9 protein-coding genes are annotated in these 17,176 nt (G+C 70.2%); 6 read left to right on the top strand and 3 right to left on the bottom strand.

Annotated features, from left to right (window positions below):
- Nucleotides 1-25 precede the first annotated feature (25 nt).
- The gene (locus tag WMF11_RS33800) at nt 26-1,375 is read right to left on the bottom strand and encodes a glycoside hydrolase 5 family protein (RefSeq protein WP_437973661.1); all 1,350 of its coding nucleotides are present in this window, start codon (nt 1,373-1,375) and stop codon (nt 26-28) included.
- A gap of 702 nt (nt 1,376-2,077) precedes the next feature.
- On the opposite strand from WMF11_RS33800, the gene WMF11_RS33795 reads away from it, so the two are divergent.
- On the top strand, nt 2,078-3,196 hold the full coding sequence (locus tag WMF11_RS33795; protein ID WP_437973660.1) for a sterol desaturase family protein: 1,119 nt from the start codon (nt 2,078-2,080) through the stop codon (nt 3,194-3,196).
- A 37-nt stretch (nt 3,197-3,233) separates the two neighbouring features.
- Here the strand turns inward: WMF11_RS33795 and WMF11_RS33790 are convergent, their stop codons facing one another.
- Nucleotides 3,234-7,178: a protein kinase domain-containing protein gene (locus WMF11_RS33790; protein ID WP_437973659.1), complete on the bottom strand. Its 3,945-nt coding sequence runs from the start codon at nt 7,176-7,178 to the stop codon at nt 3,234-3,236.
- Nucleotides 7,179-8,381: 1,203 nt separating this feature from the next.
- On the opposite strand from WMF11_RS33790, the gene WMF11_RS33785 reads away from it, so the two are divergent.
- From WMF11_RS33785 to WMF11_RS33765, 5 genes are all read left to right on the top strand, one after another.
- Complete coding sequence (locus tag WMF11_RS33785) at nt 8,382-9,980, top strand: amidase (protein ID WP_437973658.1); 1,599 nt, start codon at nt 8,382-8,384, stop codon at nt 9,978-9,980.
- A gap of 248 nt (nt 9,981-10,228) precedes the next feature.
- Nucleotides 10,229-10,927: a hypothetical protein gene (locus WMF11_RS33780; protein WP_437973657.1), complete on the top strand. Its 699-nt coding sequence runs from the start codon at nt 10,229-10,231 to the stop codon at nt 10,925-10,927.
- A 375-nt stretch (nt 10,928-11,302) separates the two neighbouring features.
- Nucleotides 11,303-12,424, top strand: coding sequence for an ADP-ribosylglycohydrolase family protein (locus WMF11_RS33775; RefSeq protein WP_437973656.1), 1,122 nt, complete (start codon nt 11,303-11,305; stop codon nt 12,422-12,424).
- 135 nt (nt 12,425-12,559) lie between these two features.
- Nucleotides 12,560-13,975 (top strand): AAA family ATPase, encoded by a 1,416-nt coding sequence (locus WMF11_RS33770; protein ID WP_437973655.1) that lies wholly within the window; start codon nt 12,560-12,562, stop codon nt 13,973-13,975.
- Nucleotides 13,935-14,723, top strand: a complete 789-nt coding sequence (locus WMF11_RS33765; RefSeq protein WP_437973654.1) for a hypothetical protein — start codon at nt 13,935-13,937, stop codon at nt 14,721-14,723. The genes WMF11_RS33770 and WMF11_RS33765 overlap by 41 nt, the downstream gene beginning before the upstream one ends.
- On the opposite strand, the gene WMF11_RS33760 is transcribed toward WMF11_RS33765, so the two are convergent.
- On the bottom strand, nt 14,644-17,064 hold the full coding sequence (locus WMF11_RS33760) for an NACHT domain-containing protein (RefSeq protein WP_437973653.1): 2,421 nt from the start codon (nt 17,062-17,064) through the stop codon (nt 14,644-14,646). The genes WMF11_RS33765 and WMF11_RS33760 overlap by 80 nt on opposite strands.
- Between the last annotated feature and the right edge of the window lie 112 nt (nt 17,065-17,176).

The following is a 17,176-nucleotide window of genomic DNA, read 5'->3' as shown; positions in this document are numbered from 1 at the left end:
AGGGGCTCTGTTATGGCCGCCGGCGCTACTGCGTCGAGTTGAGCTGGTCGGCGTAGCTCATGATAAGATTCAAGGTTTCCGTGTCGTCATCGTACACCGAGTACCACCCCTGGAGCTCATGGGGCGGATCGCCGATGTAGTCGTTGCCGAGGAGCCAGTAGTCGTTGCCGTCGTCCGACGGCCTCCCGATCCCGGCCCAGGCCCAGAAGTTGACGCCGGCGAGCTCCGGGTTCTCGACGACGGCGTCGAACATGGAAGCGTAATACTCGTTCCGCTTGGCGACGGGCGACGAGACCGGCTCGGACTTGTCGTCCCGGGCGAGCCCGAACTCCTCCACGACGATCGGCTTGCCGAGCGCCCTCGCGTGCGCGAGCTGCGCGTCGATGTACCCGTTGCTCTTGGTGATGGCGGCCAGGAGCCCCTTGTCGGCGGCGCTGTCCATCGGCAGCGACGGGTCGTACCACTCCCAGTTCTCGGGCCACACGTGGAAGGTGAGGTAATCGACGCCGGGCACGTCGTGGAACGCCCTGTAATCGCTGTTGGCGTAGTCGCCCCAGTTATAGGACAGGTCGCCCTCCGAGCCGATGGAGACGAGGTGGTTCGGGTCGATGTCCTTGATGAACTTCGCGTTCCTCTCGACCCAGAGCTTGAAGAGCGGGCCCCAGCCCTTGAACGATCGCGGCTCGTTCCCGAGCTGCCACGCCATGATCCCCGGATGGTCCTTGAGCTTCTCGATCAGGACCTTGGCCCGGCTGAAGTAGAACTCCTGGGCCTTCTCGTTGCAGAAGAACAGCGACGAGAGATCCATCTGGTCGGGCCACGGGTTCGTGTTCGGATCGAGCGTGCCCGAGTGAGGGATGGCCCACTCGCCGATGGCCACGGCCTGGCAGTCCTGGCCTGTGCCCTGCTGGAACCGGATCGAGCCGGTGAACGGCACGTGGTGGTCCGCCGCGAGCAGGGCAGCGCCCGTCGTGGGGTGCGTCAGGCCGACCTGGTACGCGCTGAAGTCCTCTCCGCAGGAGAGGGTCGGCTGCTCGTGAGCCCACTTCATGTACTGGGGCATACCGCCGGACCAGTGCCAGAAGTCGTTCAGCGTCATCACCGCCTTCATCCCGCGGCTGTGCATCTCGTCGAGCACCGTCACGAGGTTGTCGGCGAACGCCTCGAGCTGCGCATCGGCGCACGGCTTGTCGGATGATGCCGGAAAGATCCGTTGCGGGCCGTACTTCTGATCGTTCTGCTGCGCCGCGGGGATGTCGCCCTCGCTGAGCGCCATGATCCTGAGGTTCAGGGCGCCGTGGGCCTCGAGGATGTCGAGCTCGGTGCGCAGGCGCTCGCGGCTGATGTAGGGAGCCGACCAGAAGTTCGTGCCCATATACCTGTACGGTTTCCCGTCGAGCGTGAGCTTACTACCTTCGGCGCGGACGTAGCACTTTTCCGGTTGCTGGGCGCAGTCGAGCGCCTGGCCGCCGCCGGTTCCGTCCCCGCCGCCGCCGGTGGCGTCGCTTCCGCCGGTCGCGCCGCTTCCGCCGCCGCCGGTGGCGTCGCTTCCGCCGGTGGCGTCGCTTCCGCCGGTCGCGCCGCTCCCGCCGCCGCCGGTGTTGCCGGACCCGCCCGTGCCGCCGGAGGGCGCGGGGTCCGCCGGGTCGGAGGAGGAGCACGCGGCGAGGGAGAGCAAACCCAAAGCGAGCAAGACGGTCTTCTTCATGGTCGGTTCCTCATGGGGTTCGAGTGTCGTTCCTCACGGATCGCTGAGCCCTGCCGCCCGGAGCGCGCGTCCGGTTCGCAGGGATCTGCCGAGCTGCTGCGCCACCGTCGCGGGGTGGCATCGCCGGCGGCGGCGGCGAGCTCCCCCTGATCCGCGACGATACAAATCTCCGCTCCCGGTGGTCGCTCACGCGCCGGCGTGGCTCGTGGCAGACCACTTAAACGGTTCAGCGTCAACAGGGAAGAGGCCGGCTGGCGTGGCGCCTCTCGCGTGGTGCGTCTCCGGGCGCGCCGGCGGGGTTCCAGGCTAGACTGGGCGGACGCGAGCCGATCCGCCGCGCGGCGGCTCCATCTCCATGGAGGACGGCAGATGTCGCCGAGCTTGATCCTGTTCGCGGTGCCGGCCTTCTTCGCGCTCATCGGCGTCGAGCTCTGGCTCTGTCGCCGCCGCGGGCGCCGCGACTACCGCTTCTCCGACGCGCTCGCCAACCTCTCGTGCGGGGTCGGGCAGCAGGTCATCGTCTCCGTCGTGAGCGGCGGAGTCCTCGTCTATCTCTTCCTCTTCGAGCGCGCCGCGCTCGCGCGGCTGCCGGAGGGCGCGTTGTGGAGCTGGGCGGCCTGCTTCGTCGCTGTCGACTTCTGCTACTACTGGGCGCACCGCGCGAGCCATCGGGTGAACTTCATGTGGGCCGCGCACGCGGTCCACCACCAGAGCGAGGACTACAACCTCTCGGTCGCGCTGCGCCAGAGCTGGCTCCAGCGGGCCTTGTACTGGCCGTTCTTCTGGCCGCTCGCCGTGCTCGGCTTCCCCACGGGGATGGTCGTCACGACGTATACGCTGAACGTCCTCTATCAGTTCTGGATTCACACGCGGCTCGTCGGCCGCCTCGGTCCGCTGGAGTGGGTGCTGAACACGCCATCTCATCACCGCGTGCACCACGGCGTCGACGCCGCGTATCTCGACAGGAACCACGGCGGCGTGCTCATCGTCTGGGATCGGCTGTTCGGCACCTTCCGCGCCGAGGGGGCGCCCCCTCGGTATGGCGTCGTCCAGCCGCTGGCCAGCTTCAGCGCGCTGCGCGCCAACGTCGACCCGTGGCGGAGGCTCGCGCGCATGGCGGCGGCGGAGCCGCGCCTCTCCGGCAAGCTGCTTGTCTGGTTCCGGCCGCCGGAGTGGCGGTCCACCGCGACTTCGCCCGACGAGGGCCCGCTGCGCACCGACCCGGATTACGTCCTTCACGACGTGGCGCGCCCCCGCCGGGCGCGCGCGCTCGCCGCGGCGCTCTTCCTCGCGGCGCTGCTCGGCGCGATCGCGTTCCTCTACGCGTCGCCGAACATGGCCGCGGGCCCGCTGTGGGCGGGGGCGGCCGTCCTCCTCGCGGCGCTCGCTGCGGTCGGAGCGCTGCTCGACGGGCCGACCCTGCCGGCGCCGGCGCAGGGCGCGGCGGCCGCGAGCTCTCCGAAGGAACTGCCGATCTCGCCGGCGTGAGCCGCCCGTGTATCTCCGTCGTGAAGAGCGATAGACGCTAGACCCCTCGTCGTTCCGTGGAGCCCCCCTCGTCGATCCACGCGCGCGCCAGCTCGAGCGTGCGTGCGTTCTCCTCGACGCGCTGGAGGAACTGCTCGCGCCGCGCAGCATCGTCGAGCTGGGCGGCGGCATCGAGGAGCCTCGTCCGGGCGTGCGCGATGGCGGCCCGGGCCGCCGGGAGGTCGCCCGCCGCGAACAGCGCCTCGGCGTAGACCAGGCGGGCGAACGCCTCGCCCTCCTCGACCATGCCCAGCCGGTCGAGCAACGCGACCGCCGCGCGCGCCTCGGCGAGCGCCTCGGGGGTCTCGCCGCGCGCGAGCAGGACGGCCGAGAGCGTCGCCCGCGCCAGCACGACGAGCGGACCTATCCTCTCCAGCTGCGCCACGGCGCGCCGGGCCTCGGCCTCGGCGCCGGCGAGATCGCCCGCGCGCATCAGGCACCCGGCGAGGTAGGTGCGCGACGCGCCCGCGAGCCGGCGATCCCCCTGCGCCTCCAGGAACGCGATGGCCTTCATCAGGGCCTCGCGCGCCTCGTCCATCGCGCCCAGGCGGCAGAGGGGCGCGCCGAGGGTGCTCCACGCGACCGCCATGCAGCCGTCGAGGCCCATGCGCTCGGCGTCCGCGAGCGCGCCGCGCAGGATGGTCTCCGCCTCGGCGTACGCGCCGAGCTGGTGCTCCTGGAAGCCGAGATCGAGCCGGCAGAAGCACGCCAGGCGCAGGTTCCCCGCGCGCTCGTGGGAGGCGACCGAGCGCGCGAGCAGCGCCCGGCCCGAGCCGTGCCGGCCCGCGTACAGCTCGCGCCAGGCGCGCTCGCGGAGGACGACCCCGCTCACGGCCGGGTCGTCGCAGAAGCGCTCGGCCGCGGTGTCGATGAGCGCCTGGAGCGGCGTGGCGTGCGCGTAGAGGCCGCTGATCGTCAGGTAGAGCGCCGTCCCCGCGGACGCCGCCAGGAGCGGGCCCGTCGCGCCCTCTCCCGTCCAGGCGTCCGCGAGATCGCCGCTGAGGCTGGCGAGGCGGTCGTGCTGCCCCAGCCGGGCCAGCACGACCGCGGCCTCGCGCACGGCGGCGAACCAGGGCGCGCTGCGCCGGGGCAGCTCCTCCACCGCCATGGTCGCCCAGCGCGCGGCCTCGACGAGCTCGCCGCGCCAGTGGTGCGCCTCGGCCCGGTGCAGGAGGACCTCGCCGCGCGCCTCGCCGCTGATGCCGAGCTCGATGGCGCGCCCGGTCCACGAGAGCACCACGACGAGGTCGTTCGCGGCGAGCGCCTGCGCCGCGGCCTGATGATAAAACGCGGCGGCGCGCAGCGGCTCGCCGCCCCGATCGAAGTGCTCCGCGATCACCGCGGCCGAGGGCTCGGCCGCGCGCTGGAGCCACTCGCCGGCGAGCCGGTGGCCGAGCGCGCGATCCTGGTCGGTGAGCATCCCGTACGCCGCCTCGCGCACGAGCGCGTGGCGGAAGACGAGCTCCCGCTCTCCCTCGAACCTCGCCTCGTCGCGCGCGCCGATCCATTCCAGCCGCTCGAGGCGATCGAGGTGATCCGCGAGCCCGGAGAGGCCGCCGGGACCGCCGAGCAGCGCCTCCACCGCGCCCCGCCAGAACACCCGCCCGAAGATGCTCGCCGCGCGCAGCACCTGCCGCGCCGCGCTGTCGAGGCGCTCCAGCCGGGATTGCACCATCGCCAGCACGGTCTCCGGGAGCGCGCCCTGGCTCCCCTCGGACGTCGCCCGGATGAGCTCCTCCAGGTAAAACGCGTTGCCGTCGGCCTGCGCCACGAGCTGCGCCACGGTCTCGGCGCTCACCCCGTCGCCGAGGACGTGCCGCACGAGCCGCGCGCCCGCCCTGGAGCTCAGCTCCTTGAGCCGGAGCTCCTGGAGATCCCTGTGGGCCCAGAGCCCTGGGAACAGCGTGTACACCTCGGGGCGCGCCAGGGCGAGCACCAGGAGGGGCTGGTCCACGAGCCGGCGCAGGGCGTCGTTGATGAACTGGACGGTGGGCAGGTCGCCCCAGTGCAGGTCCTCCAGCACGAGGAGGAGCGGCTGCGCGGCGCACGCGGCCGAGGCGAAATCGAGCCAGGCCCTGCGCATCTGATCGCCCATCAGCGGGGCGTCCTTGCGGGCGGCGCGGAGGGGCGCGCTGTCCTCGTCGGGGAACGGCGCGCCCAGGAGCTCGCCGAGGAACTCCGCCACGCGCCGCGCGTCGGCCGCGCGGACGCGCTCGGTCACCCGCGCGAGCAGCTTCTCCCGGCGCGCCTCGATCGGCTCTCGGTCGCGGATCCCGCACGCGCCCTGGAGGGCCTGCCGCAGCATCCCGAACGGGGCGCCCTTGCGGAGCGGGTCGCCGCGGCCGATCCAGACCGCGACAGGCTCGTCGCGCTGCCGGACGCGGCGGATGATCTCGTAGGCGAGGCGCGACTTGCCGAGCCCCGCCGGCGCGGTGACGAGCACGGCGCGCGCCCGCGACTCCTCGATGCACCCGGCGAGGAGGGCCTCGAGGGTGGCCACCTCCCAGTCGCGCCCGACGCAGGCCGTGGGCTTGCCGAGGAGCAGGCGCGCGCCGCGGGCGAGCGGCTCCTCTCCCCGGAGCCACAGGCCCGCCTCGGTCTCGACGACCTCGAAGCGGGCGTCGAGGAGCGCGGCGGTCACCTCGTCGATGGCGATGGGCGTCCCGCGTCCTGCCGCCGGCGCGCCCGGGAGCGCCGCCGTGGGCTGCGCCAGCATCCGGACGGCGCGGTCGATCACGTCGCCGACGGGCCGGCCGCCCGTGACCTCCACGCGGCCGGTCGTGAGGACCACCGGCCGGTCCCCGCCGGCGGCGCGGAGCAGGAGCGCGCAGCGGGCCGCCTGCGCGGCCTGATCCGTCGCCACGCCCGCTCCCAGGAGGATCACCAGGATCGACCCGTCCGCCAGGAGCTCCAGGCACGCGCCGAGCGCCTCGATCTCCCGGCGCAGCTCCGGCGACACGACGGCGACCACCGTCTCGGAGTCGGCCTGCCCCGGGGAAGCGGCGAGCCGCGGCCCGGGTCCCATCAGCGCCACCGAGAGCACCCGCCGCTCCTTGTGGGTCAGCGAGGACTGGCGGCGCAGGTTCGAAGGCGGCGGCTCCGACGGCGCGCGCGACAGCGGGGAGACGCCCATGGCCTCGAGCGCCGCGGCGATCTCCGCGCCGTCGCGGGGGCGGTCGTCCGGGTTCTTGGCGAGCATCCGGGCGCAGAGCGCGTCGAGGGCGGGGGGGACGCCGGGGCAGAGGGAGCTTACCCGCGGCACCTCGTCGAGGAGGATCTTCGCGAGGACGGCCATCAGGTGAGCCCCGCAGAAGGCCGGCTGGCCGGTGAGGCACTCGAACAGCACGCAGCCGAGCGCGAAGACGTCGGCGCGCGTGTCGACGTCCTGCCCGCTCCGGGCCTGCTCTGGCGCCATGTACGCCGGGGTCCCAACGAAGGCGCCCGTCCGCGTGAGCCGCGTGGCGTCGGGGATCCCTGCGATGCCGAAGTCGAGCAGCTTCACGCGCGCGGCGTCGCCGTTCACCAGGAACAGGTTGCTCGGCTTGAGATCGCGGTGAACGACGCCGCGCGCGTGGACCGCCGCGAGCGCGGCGGCGGCGCCCACCATGAGCGCGATCGCCTCGTCCACGGTGAGCACCCGGCGCTGGAGCCGCTGCTCGAGATCCTCGCCATCGAGCCACTCCATGGCGAGCCACGGCGCGCCCGAGGCGCCGAGCCCGTGCGCGACGTAGCGCACGATACCTGGGCAGGAGAGCTCTGCGAGCACCCTGGACTCGCGAGAGAGGCGCGATTCGTCGCCGGATTTCTGGTCGTCGAGGCACACCTTGACGGCAACGACCTCGCCCGAGCGCCGATCGACCGCCTGGAAGACCGCCCCCATGCCGCCGGCGCACGCCCGGCCCACGATCTCGAAGCGGCCTCCGAGCACTTCCCCTGGTTGCATCCCCTCGAGTATCGGCGTCCTGGGCCGTGAAAGTCCACGGCGAGCGCCGGGGCTGGCCGTCGAGGTCGACGTGCGGGGAGGCGCGGAGCGTCGCCCCCGTGTCCGTGGCCAGCCGCACCGCCGTCCGTCCAGCAGGGGCGAGGAGCCATGGGGCGATTTCTTGTGACGGATTCTGAGTCCTGTCTCCCCTCGAGGCCTGTCTCTGTTCCCCGAGACCGGTGTTCTGATCCTCCGTAAGCAGCTCAGATCAAGTGACGACTTCTCTGACATGGGAGGACGACGTGTGACGTGTGCCGGCGCGCCGCGCGGCGCTTGGCTCTGCAGCATCGCCCGCCGGGGGCGAAGCCGGGCCGACGTGGACGAGCGTCCGCAGGCTTTGGAGTATGTATAAGGAGGCCCCCTTCGATGGGTGCGTGAGCTGTTGATTGGGTGGTGTTTTCCAGGGGGAGCGGAACCCATGGTTCCAAAGAATGCTCTCCCACCCCGGGGCAGGCCTCCGCTGACCGTCGGCTGGCCGCCATGACGACGATGACAGCCGGTCACAAGGCTGCTCCGTCGCTGCCGGCGATGCGCCGCCCCGTCGGGGGCACGGTGCACGGTGCGTGCCAGCAAGCCGCGCTTCAGGGGCCAGCGCGGCCAGCGCCAGACATGGAGCACGAGGGAGGCAGCGACAATCCCAAGCTATTCAAAAAATTCGAACATCAACTTGCCACCGAACCCCGACTTGCTATATCTTACATGAAGTATGATGCGCCTAGCTCTCGCATATTCTTCATCTTTGTAGGAGAGCAACCGCGTTCAAGGCGCGCATCTTCTGTCTCTGTGTCACCTGCTTGGCTGGTAAAAAGCCACGAAGAATCTTCTGCTCAAGGCCGCTGTACATCCTAGCTAAATTGGCTCTCGACGAACCGTCGAGATGGTGCGAGCCAGTTGGTTCGCTGGACGGGTTGGTATTGTCATTGTCACGGGTTGGCGATTCGTCCTCGGCGACGGGCGCCATCACATGGCCTTGATCGAACGGAGCGCGACGATTCCATGCCTCGTCGAGCTCTGGTCCGCTGTGCTCGTGTGATTCGAGCTCGAGGTTCCGAATCGGCACCCGACGGCGGAGGTCCATCCGGCATAGGGTCGATGTCCTGAAGTGAGAGGGAGCAGTCCATCGTGAACAAGAACATTCTGTCTGGCGCTGCCTTGGCAGCAGCCATGTTCGTTGGTATTGCCGCAGGGGCTCCCAGCACCACCTATGGTGCGACCGCCTCCGTTGGCGCCCCCGCTATCGACGTATCTGAGCTCACGATCTCGAAGGTGCAGTGGGCGTACCTGATGCGCCGTTACACGGCGGAGGCGCTGACGAACGCCTATCTCTCGAGGATCGCGCAGTACGAGTCGTCTTACAACGCGTTCACCTCGTTCAACCCGAACGCCGTCGCGCAGGCGCGCGAGATCGACAGGAAGCGCAGGAACGGCGTGGCCCTCGGCCCCCTGGCCGGGATCCCCGTTGTCATCAAGGAGTCGATGGATCACGTCGGCTTGCCGTCGACGGCGGGCTGGGCTCCGCTCAGCTCGCAGGTCGCCGGCGGTGTCGATCTGCTCCCCATCAAGAACTCCGTCGTCGTCGATCGGTTGATCGCCGCCGGGGCCATCATCCTCGGGAAGACGAACATCCCGGCCTTCAGCGACGACGGCACCCGAGCGAACAGCAGCTGGGCGGGGCCCACCTACAACGCCGTGGACCCGACCCTGGTGCCCGGGGCGAGCAGCAGCGGCACAGCCACGGCGGTGGCCGGCAACTTCGCCGTGCTTGGCCTCGCGGAGGAGACGGGGGGATCCATCCAGAACCCTGCGGCCGCGCAGAGCCTCGTCGGCATCAAGCCGACGTTCGCCCTCGTCCCCACGGCCGGCGTCGTGCCCCTGGCCGGCAGCACGAGGGACGTGGTGGGCCCCATCGCGCGGACTGTCCGCGACGCCGCCATGGTGATGGATATCCTCGCGGGCTACTCCCCGGAGGACCCCAAGACGAGCCTGTCCAATGGACACCTGCCCGTGGGGGGCTACACGAGCCAGCTGAGCAAGACCGCCCTCTGCGGAAAGCGAATCGGCCTGTACGGCTCAGGGTGGCGCAACGGCGGCCTGTCTCCCGAGACGCAAGCGCTGTACGAGCAAACGATCGAGGAGCTGGAGGACGAAGGCGCGATCGTCGTCGAAGATCCCTTCGCCGGGAGCGGCTTCGCCGCTCTGGCCTTGCCCAATGAGCCCTATGACATGCGAGGGACCGAGTCTGTGGCCTACGACTTCCAGCGCTACCTCAAGGGGGTCAAGATCGGCGGGACCGTCGTCGGCTCGATCGACGGACTGGCGGCCTTCACGGGGATATCTCCGTTCGATCCCGTCGGAGGGCCGCTGTCCTGGTACGTCGACGAGCTCCCCGTGCTGGCCGCCTCGCTGCTCTTCCCCGAGGACGCGCCCGATCTGTCGGGCTTCTGGGCGCTGCGGGACCAGTACGTGAACGTCTTCAATTCCGTGATGGCGACGCACGATCTGGACGGCCTCGCGTTTCCGCAGACCTATGACACGGTGCCGGAGCTGGCTGGCTCGGACACCTATCCCGCGACGACGGAGTCCGCGATCAACATCGCGGGCTTGCCCGGGGTGGTCGTGCCCGCTGGTCAATACAGCGACGGAGCTCCCTTCAGCCTGATCTTCGTCGGCCCTCACTGGAGCGAGGCTGAGCTGCTGGGGTTCGCCTACGATTACGAGCAGGCGACTCAGCACAGGATCGAAGCTCAGCTGACCTCGTGGTGAGCTCGCGCCTCGCACCCCCGGCGCTGCCGGGGGTGCGACGGACGAGCGCGCGCGCGGTCGCTCATCCCTCATCGTGGTGACGATGCCCCCCAGGGACGCCAGGGGTCTGGCGGCACAACCGGAGGACGGTGCCAGGGCGTCCAGGCGCACGCTGGCACACCCGCGGCACAGGTTGCGTGTTGCACCGTCGTTTGGCCGTGGTTTTCGTCTGCCATGAGGTTGGCGCTGGTCGTGCAATGGTGGACGCCATGACGACGAAGAACGCTTCCATGCTGTGGATCCTGGCGCCCCTCCTGCTGGCCGCCTGTGACGTGAGCTTCATCGAGGGCGCGATGGACGACGGCGGGGCGAACGACCCCGCCGATCCGTCGGGCGAGAGCGGTTCGAACGACCCCGCCAATCCGCCGGTCGAGAGCGGCCCGATCGACACTGCGGGCAGCGGCAGCTCCGGGGGCGACGGTGAGCCAGGTGATGCGTTGCCGGCTGTCGCCTTGACGCGGGCTCAGATGGAGGTGCTCTGGGACCGGTACTGGGAGAGCCAGGGTGACGTCGGAGGCAGCAGCGGGTCGGGCGGCGGCGGCCCGGCGCTCGATCCCAATGACCTCTTCCTTCGTGCATCGGATCTCGGTGTCTCGTGCGGCTCCCCGACCACGCATCTCACCTGCGGCGGGCACTGGGCGCTGAGCATCGTGCTGCCCAGCGCCTACCAGCAGGTCGGCGTCTACGATCTCGAGGATCCAGCGCTCGTCAGCTATAGCCACATGAGCGAGACGGGCGAGCCCTACTCTCCGCAGCCGGACGACTGCCCGTGGGGTGGTGGGTCGTTTGGACCGGGCACGCTCGAGATCCTCTCCATCGACGAGGCCGAGGTGCGCTTCCGTCTCAGGGTGGGCTCGCTCTGGGAAACCGATCCCAGCGGCGAGTACACAGCTCCGCGCTGCCCCTGAGGCGCAGGCGTCCTGGGGGGCGGGCTCGGCGGTGGCCGCTTCGCTGAGCTCGTCGTCGGTGCTCGGAGCACATGGGAGCTGGCAGGCTCGAGCGCTCGAGTGACCGGGGTGCGCTGGCCCAGGAGCACGTCGCGGCCACCGGTGACATCTATTACGCCGCGGCGGCGCCGGCGGGCGTAGCCAGCCACGCGCGCGGAGGGCCGAAGACGCCGAGAAGGGCCTGGTTCCGGAGCGGATTACCGCGGCTCTCGCGACACGGTGTCGATCCGCCTGTCGAGGGACTGCCATCCTGGCAAGCCGCCGCCCTGGCGAGGGGGGTGAAAGCTCGGATCTCCGCTGCTCTCTCCGGGCACGGAACGTGAAGCGCGCGGTCGCATGGCCATCGAGACGACTCCCATCGATCGCGAGGACCGCCTCGCTGGCGTCCTCCTGGGGACGGCGGTCGGCGACGCGCTCGGCCTGCCCAGAGAGGGCCTGTCGCGCCGCCGCGCCGCGCGCCTCTTCGGCGCGTCGCCGATCGAGCACCGCTTCGTGCTCGGCCGCGGGATGATCAGCGACGACGCCGAGCACGCGTGCATGACGGCCCAGGCGCTCCTGGCCGCGCCGGGGGACGCGGCGCGGTTCGCGCGCGCGCTCGCGTGGCAGCTCCGCGGCTGGCTCGCCTCGCTGCCGGCGGGCGTCGGTTACGCCACCTTGCGGGCGATCCTCAAGCTGTGGCTCGGGTTCTCTCCGGAGCGGAGCGGCGTCTTCTCCGCGGGCAACGGCGCCGCGATGCGCGCGCCGATCCTGGGCGCGGCCCTCGCGCTCACGCCTTCGCGCATCGATTCCATGGTGCGCGCGTCCACGCGACTCACGCACACCGATCCGCGCGCAGAGGAGGGCGCGCGGATCATCGCCCTCGCGGCCGCGTATGCCGCGGTGCGCGCGCCCGAGCAGGTGAACCCGGCCGAGCTGCTCGCGCTGCTCCGCGAGCGCGTCGCGGACGAGGAGCTCCGCCGCAGGCTCGACCGCGCGGCGGAGCTGCTCGGCCGGCGCGCCTCGGCGGAGGACTTCGCTGCGGCGATAGGCCTCCATCAGGGCGTGAGCGGCTTCATCGTGGACACCGTTCCAGCGGCCCTGTTCTGCTGGCTCGCGCACCCGGGCGATTTCCGCCGCGCGGTGGAGGACGTGATCCTGCTCGGCGGCGACGCCGACAGCACGGGCGCGATCGTCGGCGGCCTCGCGGGCGCGACGCTGGGGGCGCGCGGGATCCCTGGCGCGTGGCTCGACGGGATCGCCGATTTCCCGCGGTCGATCGCGTGGATGCGGCGGCTCGGCGCGCGGCTCGCGCGGGTGTTCCGGGGCGAACACGGGGAGGGCGCCGCGGCGGGGGAGGAGCGAACCGCCCGAGCGGAAGGGCCTCTCGGCCTCTTCTGGCCGGTATTGCCGTTGCGCAACCTGGTCGTCCTGGTGCTGGCGCTGGGGCACGGATTCCGGAGGATGCTGCCGCCTTATTGAAGCGGGAGGAAGGTCGTGCCGGTATTGCACGCTCGACGAGCCTTCGCCGAGATGCGCCGCTGAGCTGGTGCTCTGGCGTACCGAAGCTGCGCCGGGAAGCGCGCTCTCTGCGATGCTTCTGGCTATAGTCGGCGGGTGACGACGCGTCGCAAGCAGGCCAAGTCGCCGCCCGTGCCCCCGGATGGGGCGGGCACCGCCGGTGGAGCACGGCTCGTCCTCGAGAACGTCCGCTGCTTCGTGCGCAGCGAGGTGCCGCTCGGGGCGCGGGTCACGGTCATCATCGGGCAGAACGGCTCTGGCAAGACGAGCATCGTCGAGGCGCTCGCCTCGCTCGCGCCCGGCGACGGCGAGGGGCTCGACAAGTTTCCGCTGCGCCACGGCGGGTCGGCCGGGTCGATCGCGCTCTACGGTGCTGGCCCCGAGCCGATCGCGCGCTGGACCGATGGTGCAGGGCGCTCCGTGCGTGCGCGGCTCCCGCGTGGGCACCACATCTTCGCCTATGGTCAGTACCGCGCTCTGCGTCCTCCGGCCAGGCCGCGTTCGGCGATCGGTCCCACGCTTCTCGGTTCGGGGTGGAAGCAGGCGCTGGACCGGGCACCTCCCATTCACTTGGAGGACGCGCTGCGCCGGCCGGCCACGCGCACGCTGCTCGACTTCGACGAGTACCTCTTCCGTGATCTAGCGGCTTACGTTGTACTCCTGGAAGAGCGGGGTGACTACGATCCTGCTGCGCGGGTGGTCTGGAAGCGGCTCCACGAGTGGCTCGTGGGGCTCGACAGACGCATCGAAGATGTAGAGATCGTCGAACAGGAAGGGCGCCGGGTGGCGGCATTCCGTCGCTCGGGCGTCTCGCTCTCGATCATCGAGCTCTCCGACGGATACCGCGCCATGCTCTCCGTCGTGCTGGATCTCGCGATCCGCTATGCGCAGACGTTCTCTGCGCTCGACGATCCGCTCGCTGGCGAGGCCTTGGTGGCCATCGACGAGGTCGATCTCAACCTCCACCCTCGCTGGCAGCGGCGGATCATCGACCGGCTCACGAGCTTGTTTCCGGGCACGCGCTTTGTGCTGACCACGCACTCGCCCGCGGTGGTGCAGGCCGCCATCGACGACAAGGAGCGCGCGACCGCGGTCCTCGTGCTGGATGAGAAGCCGGGCCAGGGCACGACGGTGCGGCAGTTGACCGAGGGGGACCTGGAGAGGCTCGACGGCGCCGAGGTCGATTCGGTGATGGTCGACGGCGCCGTCTTCGATGTGCCCTCGCGCCTCTCACCGACGTACGAGTCGCTGGAAGTGGAGGCTGCCGAGCTCCGGCAGAAGATCGAAGACGGCACGGCGACGGCTCGCGACCGGCAAAGATTGCTGAAGGTGCTGGACGAGCTACAAGGCGTGCTCGCGCGCGAGGAGGAGCGGGAAGGCAAGGGCCCGCTGCTGTCCGAGATCGCGCGGACGCAGATCGCGCTGCTCAGGGTGCTGGATTCACAGCTCACCGGGAAGGGAGGGGGACGGCGTGATCCGGCTCCGGCGAAAGGGCGTCGCAGCGCCCGCTGACTGGCAAGAGACCGTGGACGCGGCGTTCCCGGATGCGGCGTCGTTCTGGAGCAAGGCGAGGGCCTTCGAGAAGCTCGCCGAGCACGGTGCGAAGCGGAGGGAGGGGTTCGCCCGCTACGCGCCGGAGGTGTTGCCGGCCGACGAGGACGGGAAGCCGGATTTCCCGCCGGTCTGGCGCATCGATGCGCGGGTCCGACAGGCGATCGCCGGGATGTCGCACGGCTTCTGCGCGTACTGCCAGTCTCCCGTCAGCTCGACGCATCCTGGGAAGGGAGGAGAGGACAGGCCGCCAGGGCAGATCGAGCACTTCCGGCCTAAAGCGCGCTTTCCTGCGCAGGCTTACGCGTGGGACAACTACTTCCTGGGGTGCATGGGGTGCAACGGCGCAAAGCACGATAAGTGGCCGGCTGGAGGGTATGTTCGGCCGGACGAGGGCAAGCCGGGCCGCCGCTTCGTCTTCGCGGAGAACGGCGAGATCAAGGCTCGTGAAGGCGATGAACAGGCGAGGTTCACGGTCGAGGACTTCGGTCTGGATCGCCACTGGCTCACGCAGCACCGGGGCCACGCGATCCTGAGCCATCTCGACTTTGTGCGGAAGCTGGTGGGACGTCCTGGCATTCGGCTCCAGGACATGTTGATCACGCGGCCGGTTGCGTTTTCCGAGGCGATCAACCAGAACGTGCGGCGCGCTTGGGCGAACGGGCGACAGAAGAAGAAGCCCTCGCGTGCGCGGCCTCGGCGCGCGTGATGAGCGTCTCGATTCTGTTTTCCTCCCGGGGATCTTTCCCGATTTCATTCCATATCTTTAGCATCCGAATGGCGCTTGGATCAGCCGAGGCGATGGCGTCGAGAAAGATGGAGTACGCCGTCTCTGAGGCATTGATTAGATGTACCACGAAAACAGCGGCACACTCGGCGAGGGTGTAGGGCCGATTTTCCATTTTAGCGAAGCTGGCAAACGGATGCTTCGTCTGACTTGGGTCTTTTAGGAATTTGAGGATTGCCCTTGTCGCGGGCTCATAGCGGATGAATGCAAGCACCCTGATGATCGAAGCCTTTTCTTCCGTGCTCGCCTTGTCGAGCGAGCGGAGGAGCACAGGTCCAGCCACTTCGCCGAGAAGGTAAAGCGTCCGGAACTCCTTTGGGCTTGCCGGCGGAACCAGCCGTGCGACGCGTTTCTCGATCTCCTTCCGGAGCGCCTGCCTGACCTCGATGGCGGTCTCTGCACATTGGGCCGCGAGCATCGTCCCTTCAGCCACGCCCTCGCCGTCTTTGTCGAGCAGCCCGCGGATGATCCGGTCCGCGTGCGCCCCCGGGAACCCGGCGGAAAGGACGATGACCTCGTGCCACCACTTGTTCTTGTAATTGCGCAGCAGCTGGTCGTAGGCGTGCGCATTCACCAGCTCCATCGCGGCGAGGTACTCCTGGAACGTCAGGTGCGAGAATGCGAACGACCCCGGTGCCCGCTCCACGAGCACGCCGTTTCGGTCGCGGATGTCGGCCACGATCGCCTCCGCCTCCTCCTCTGGGCGGCCGAGATCCGGCAGGTGCGCCGCGAGCCTCTTGACGACCTCCTCCGCGGGCAGCTCCGCCACGCGCGCTCTGTGCATCGAGAGCGCGAGCCGGGCGAGCAGGGCACGCTTCGCGTGGGCGTCGAGCTTGCCGATGGCGGCGCCGTCCGCGAACTTGGCCCGGTCCCATTCATAGAGCAGCACGTTGGTGATCGCCTCGTACAGGGCGACCCGTCGCTCCGGGATCCGCTGACCCAGGAAGCGGTGGACGACGCAGATGACGGAGCAGAGGAGGGGAGTCTGCGCGAGCTTCTCGATCGCCCGGCTCGCTCGCACCCGCTCTTTCAGGTCGTCCGCGGCGGCGCGCGCGTCGATCTCGGCCTGTCCGCGCGGCTTGTTGAGGCTCAGCTCGGCGGCCAGGCACCAGCGATCGATGAATACGGCGACCTCGTCGCGCGTCATCGGCACGAGCCGCGCGCGCGCAAAGCCCCTGGGCGCGGCCTCGTCCTTCCCGGGCGTGGCGGCGGGCCTCGTCGTGACGACGACCGGGATCCCCGGATAGGCATCCAGCATCGCCGTGAGGGCCGGGAGCACCTTCCCCGCCACGTGCGTCCGGGCTTCATCCAGGCCATCGACGAGGAGCAGCGCACGGCCGCGCTGCAGTGCTGCTTCCACGAACCAGGTCTCGGCGCCGGCAGCGCGAGCGATCTCCTGCGGGGTCGCCGCGGCTTCTTGAAGTGCCCGCACCGGCACGACGAACGGAATCGATGCCCGATCGCGTCCTTGGGTCGAGGTGGTCAGCTCGCCCCGAGCGGCGCGCGTGGCCAGGTAGGCGAGGAGCGTCGACTTGCCGCTCCCCGGCTCACCGACGATCAGAAGCCGTGGGTGGCTCACGAGCGCGTCCGTGGCGAGCACCCGTGGCCGTTCGAGGGCGTGCAGCATGGCGCTCGCTGCCTCCGCTTCGGCGGCCGTCGCTCCGCCCTTGGGTCTCTTGCCCGCCGCTTTCCTGGGTTTCGTCGCGCGCGGCTCCTCGGACGGCTCCTCGACGTGCAGCGGCACATAGGCGATCTCGAGATCCTGCCGGACGCGCGCGCTGAGCTGGAGTCCGCGGATCTCGATCTGCCCGTACCTCGCCTCGATCTCTCGCCGGTAGGCCCGCTCCGCGGCAGCGAAGCGCGCCTCTTCGTCGCCCCTGGCAGCCGCCTCGAGCACCGCGCGCTCTTCAGCGCACCGGATCTCGAACGCGTCTGCATCCGGAAAGGCATCCTCGAAGCCCTTTTGCCCCCACCGCTCCACCAGCGCGCGCAGCTCGCGGCGCAGCCCTTCCGGAACGGGATAAGGCCCTCGCGCCTCGAGCGCATCGAGCAGCCGCCGCCTTGCCCGCTCACGCCGGTTCTTGCGGACCATCTCGGGCAGGTCGCCGCTCGCCCGAGGGGGCTCCGGCGCGTCGGCGAAGACCGTGTCGAGCACCGCTTCCCTGGACTCCGTCGCCGTGTGTTCCATCTTGGAGCGGCGCTTCGCCCCGACGGTCTTGCCTCGCCCCGCCCGGGTCTTCGCCTCTCGTACGGCCGTCGTCACGAGCCGGCATCCTAGAGATCGCCCACCTCACCGTCCAGCCGCCGAGCGCCGCGCTCCTTCCGGCCCGCGCCTCCCAGGCTACGCCACGCGTCTGGAACGGCTTCCTCACGCC

Source organism: Sorangium sp. So ce295 (assembly GCF_051527405.1).
GTDB lineage: Bacteria > Myxococcota_A > Polyangia > Polyangiales > Polyangiaceae > Sorangium > Sorangium cellulosum_B.
Note: the sequence above shows the minus strand (reverse complement) of the source record. Positions and strands in the feature narration are given on the sequence as shown.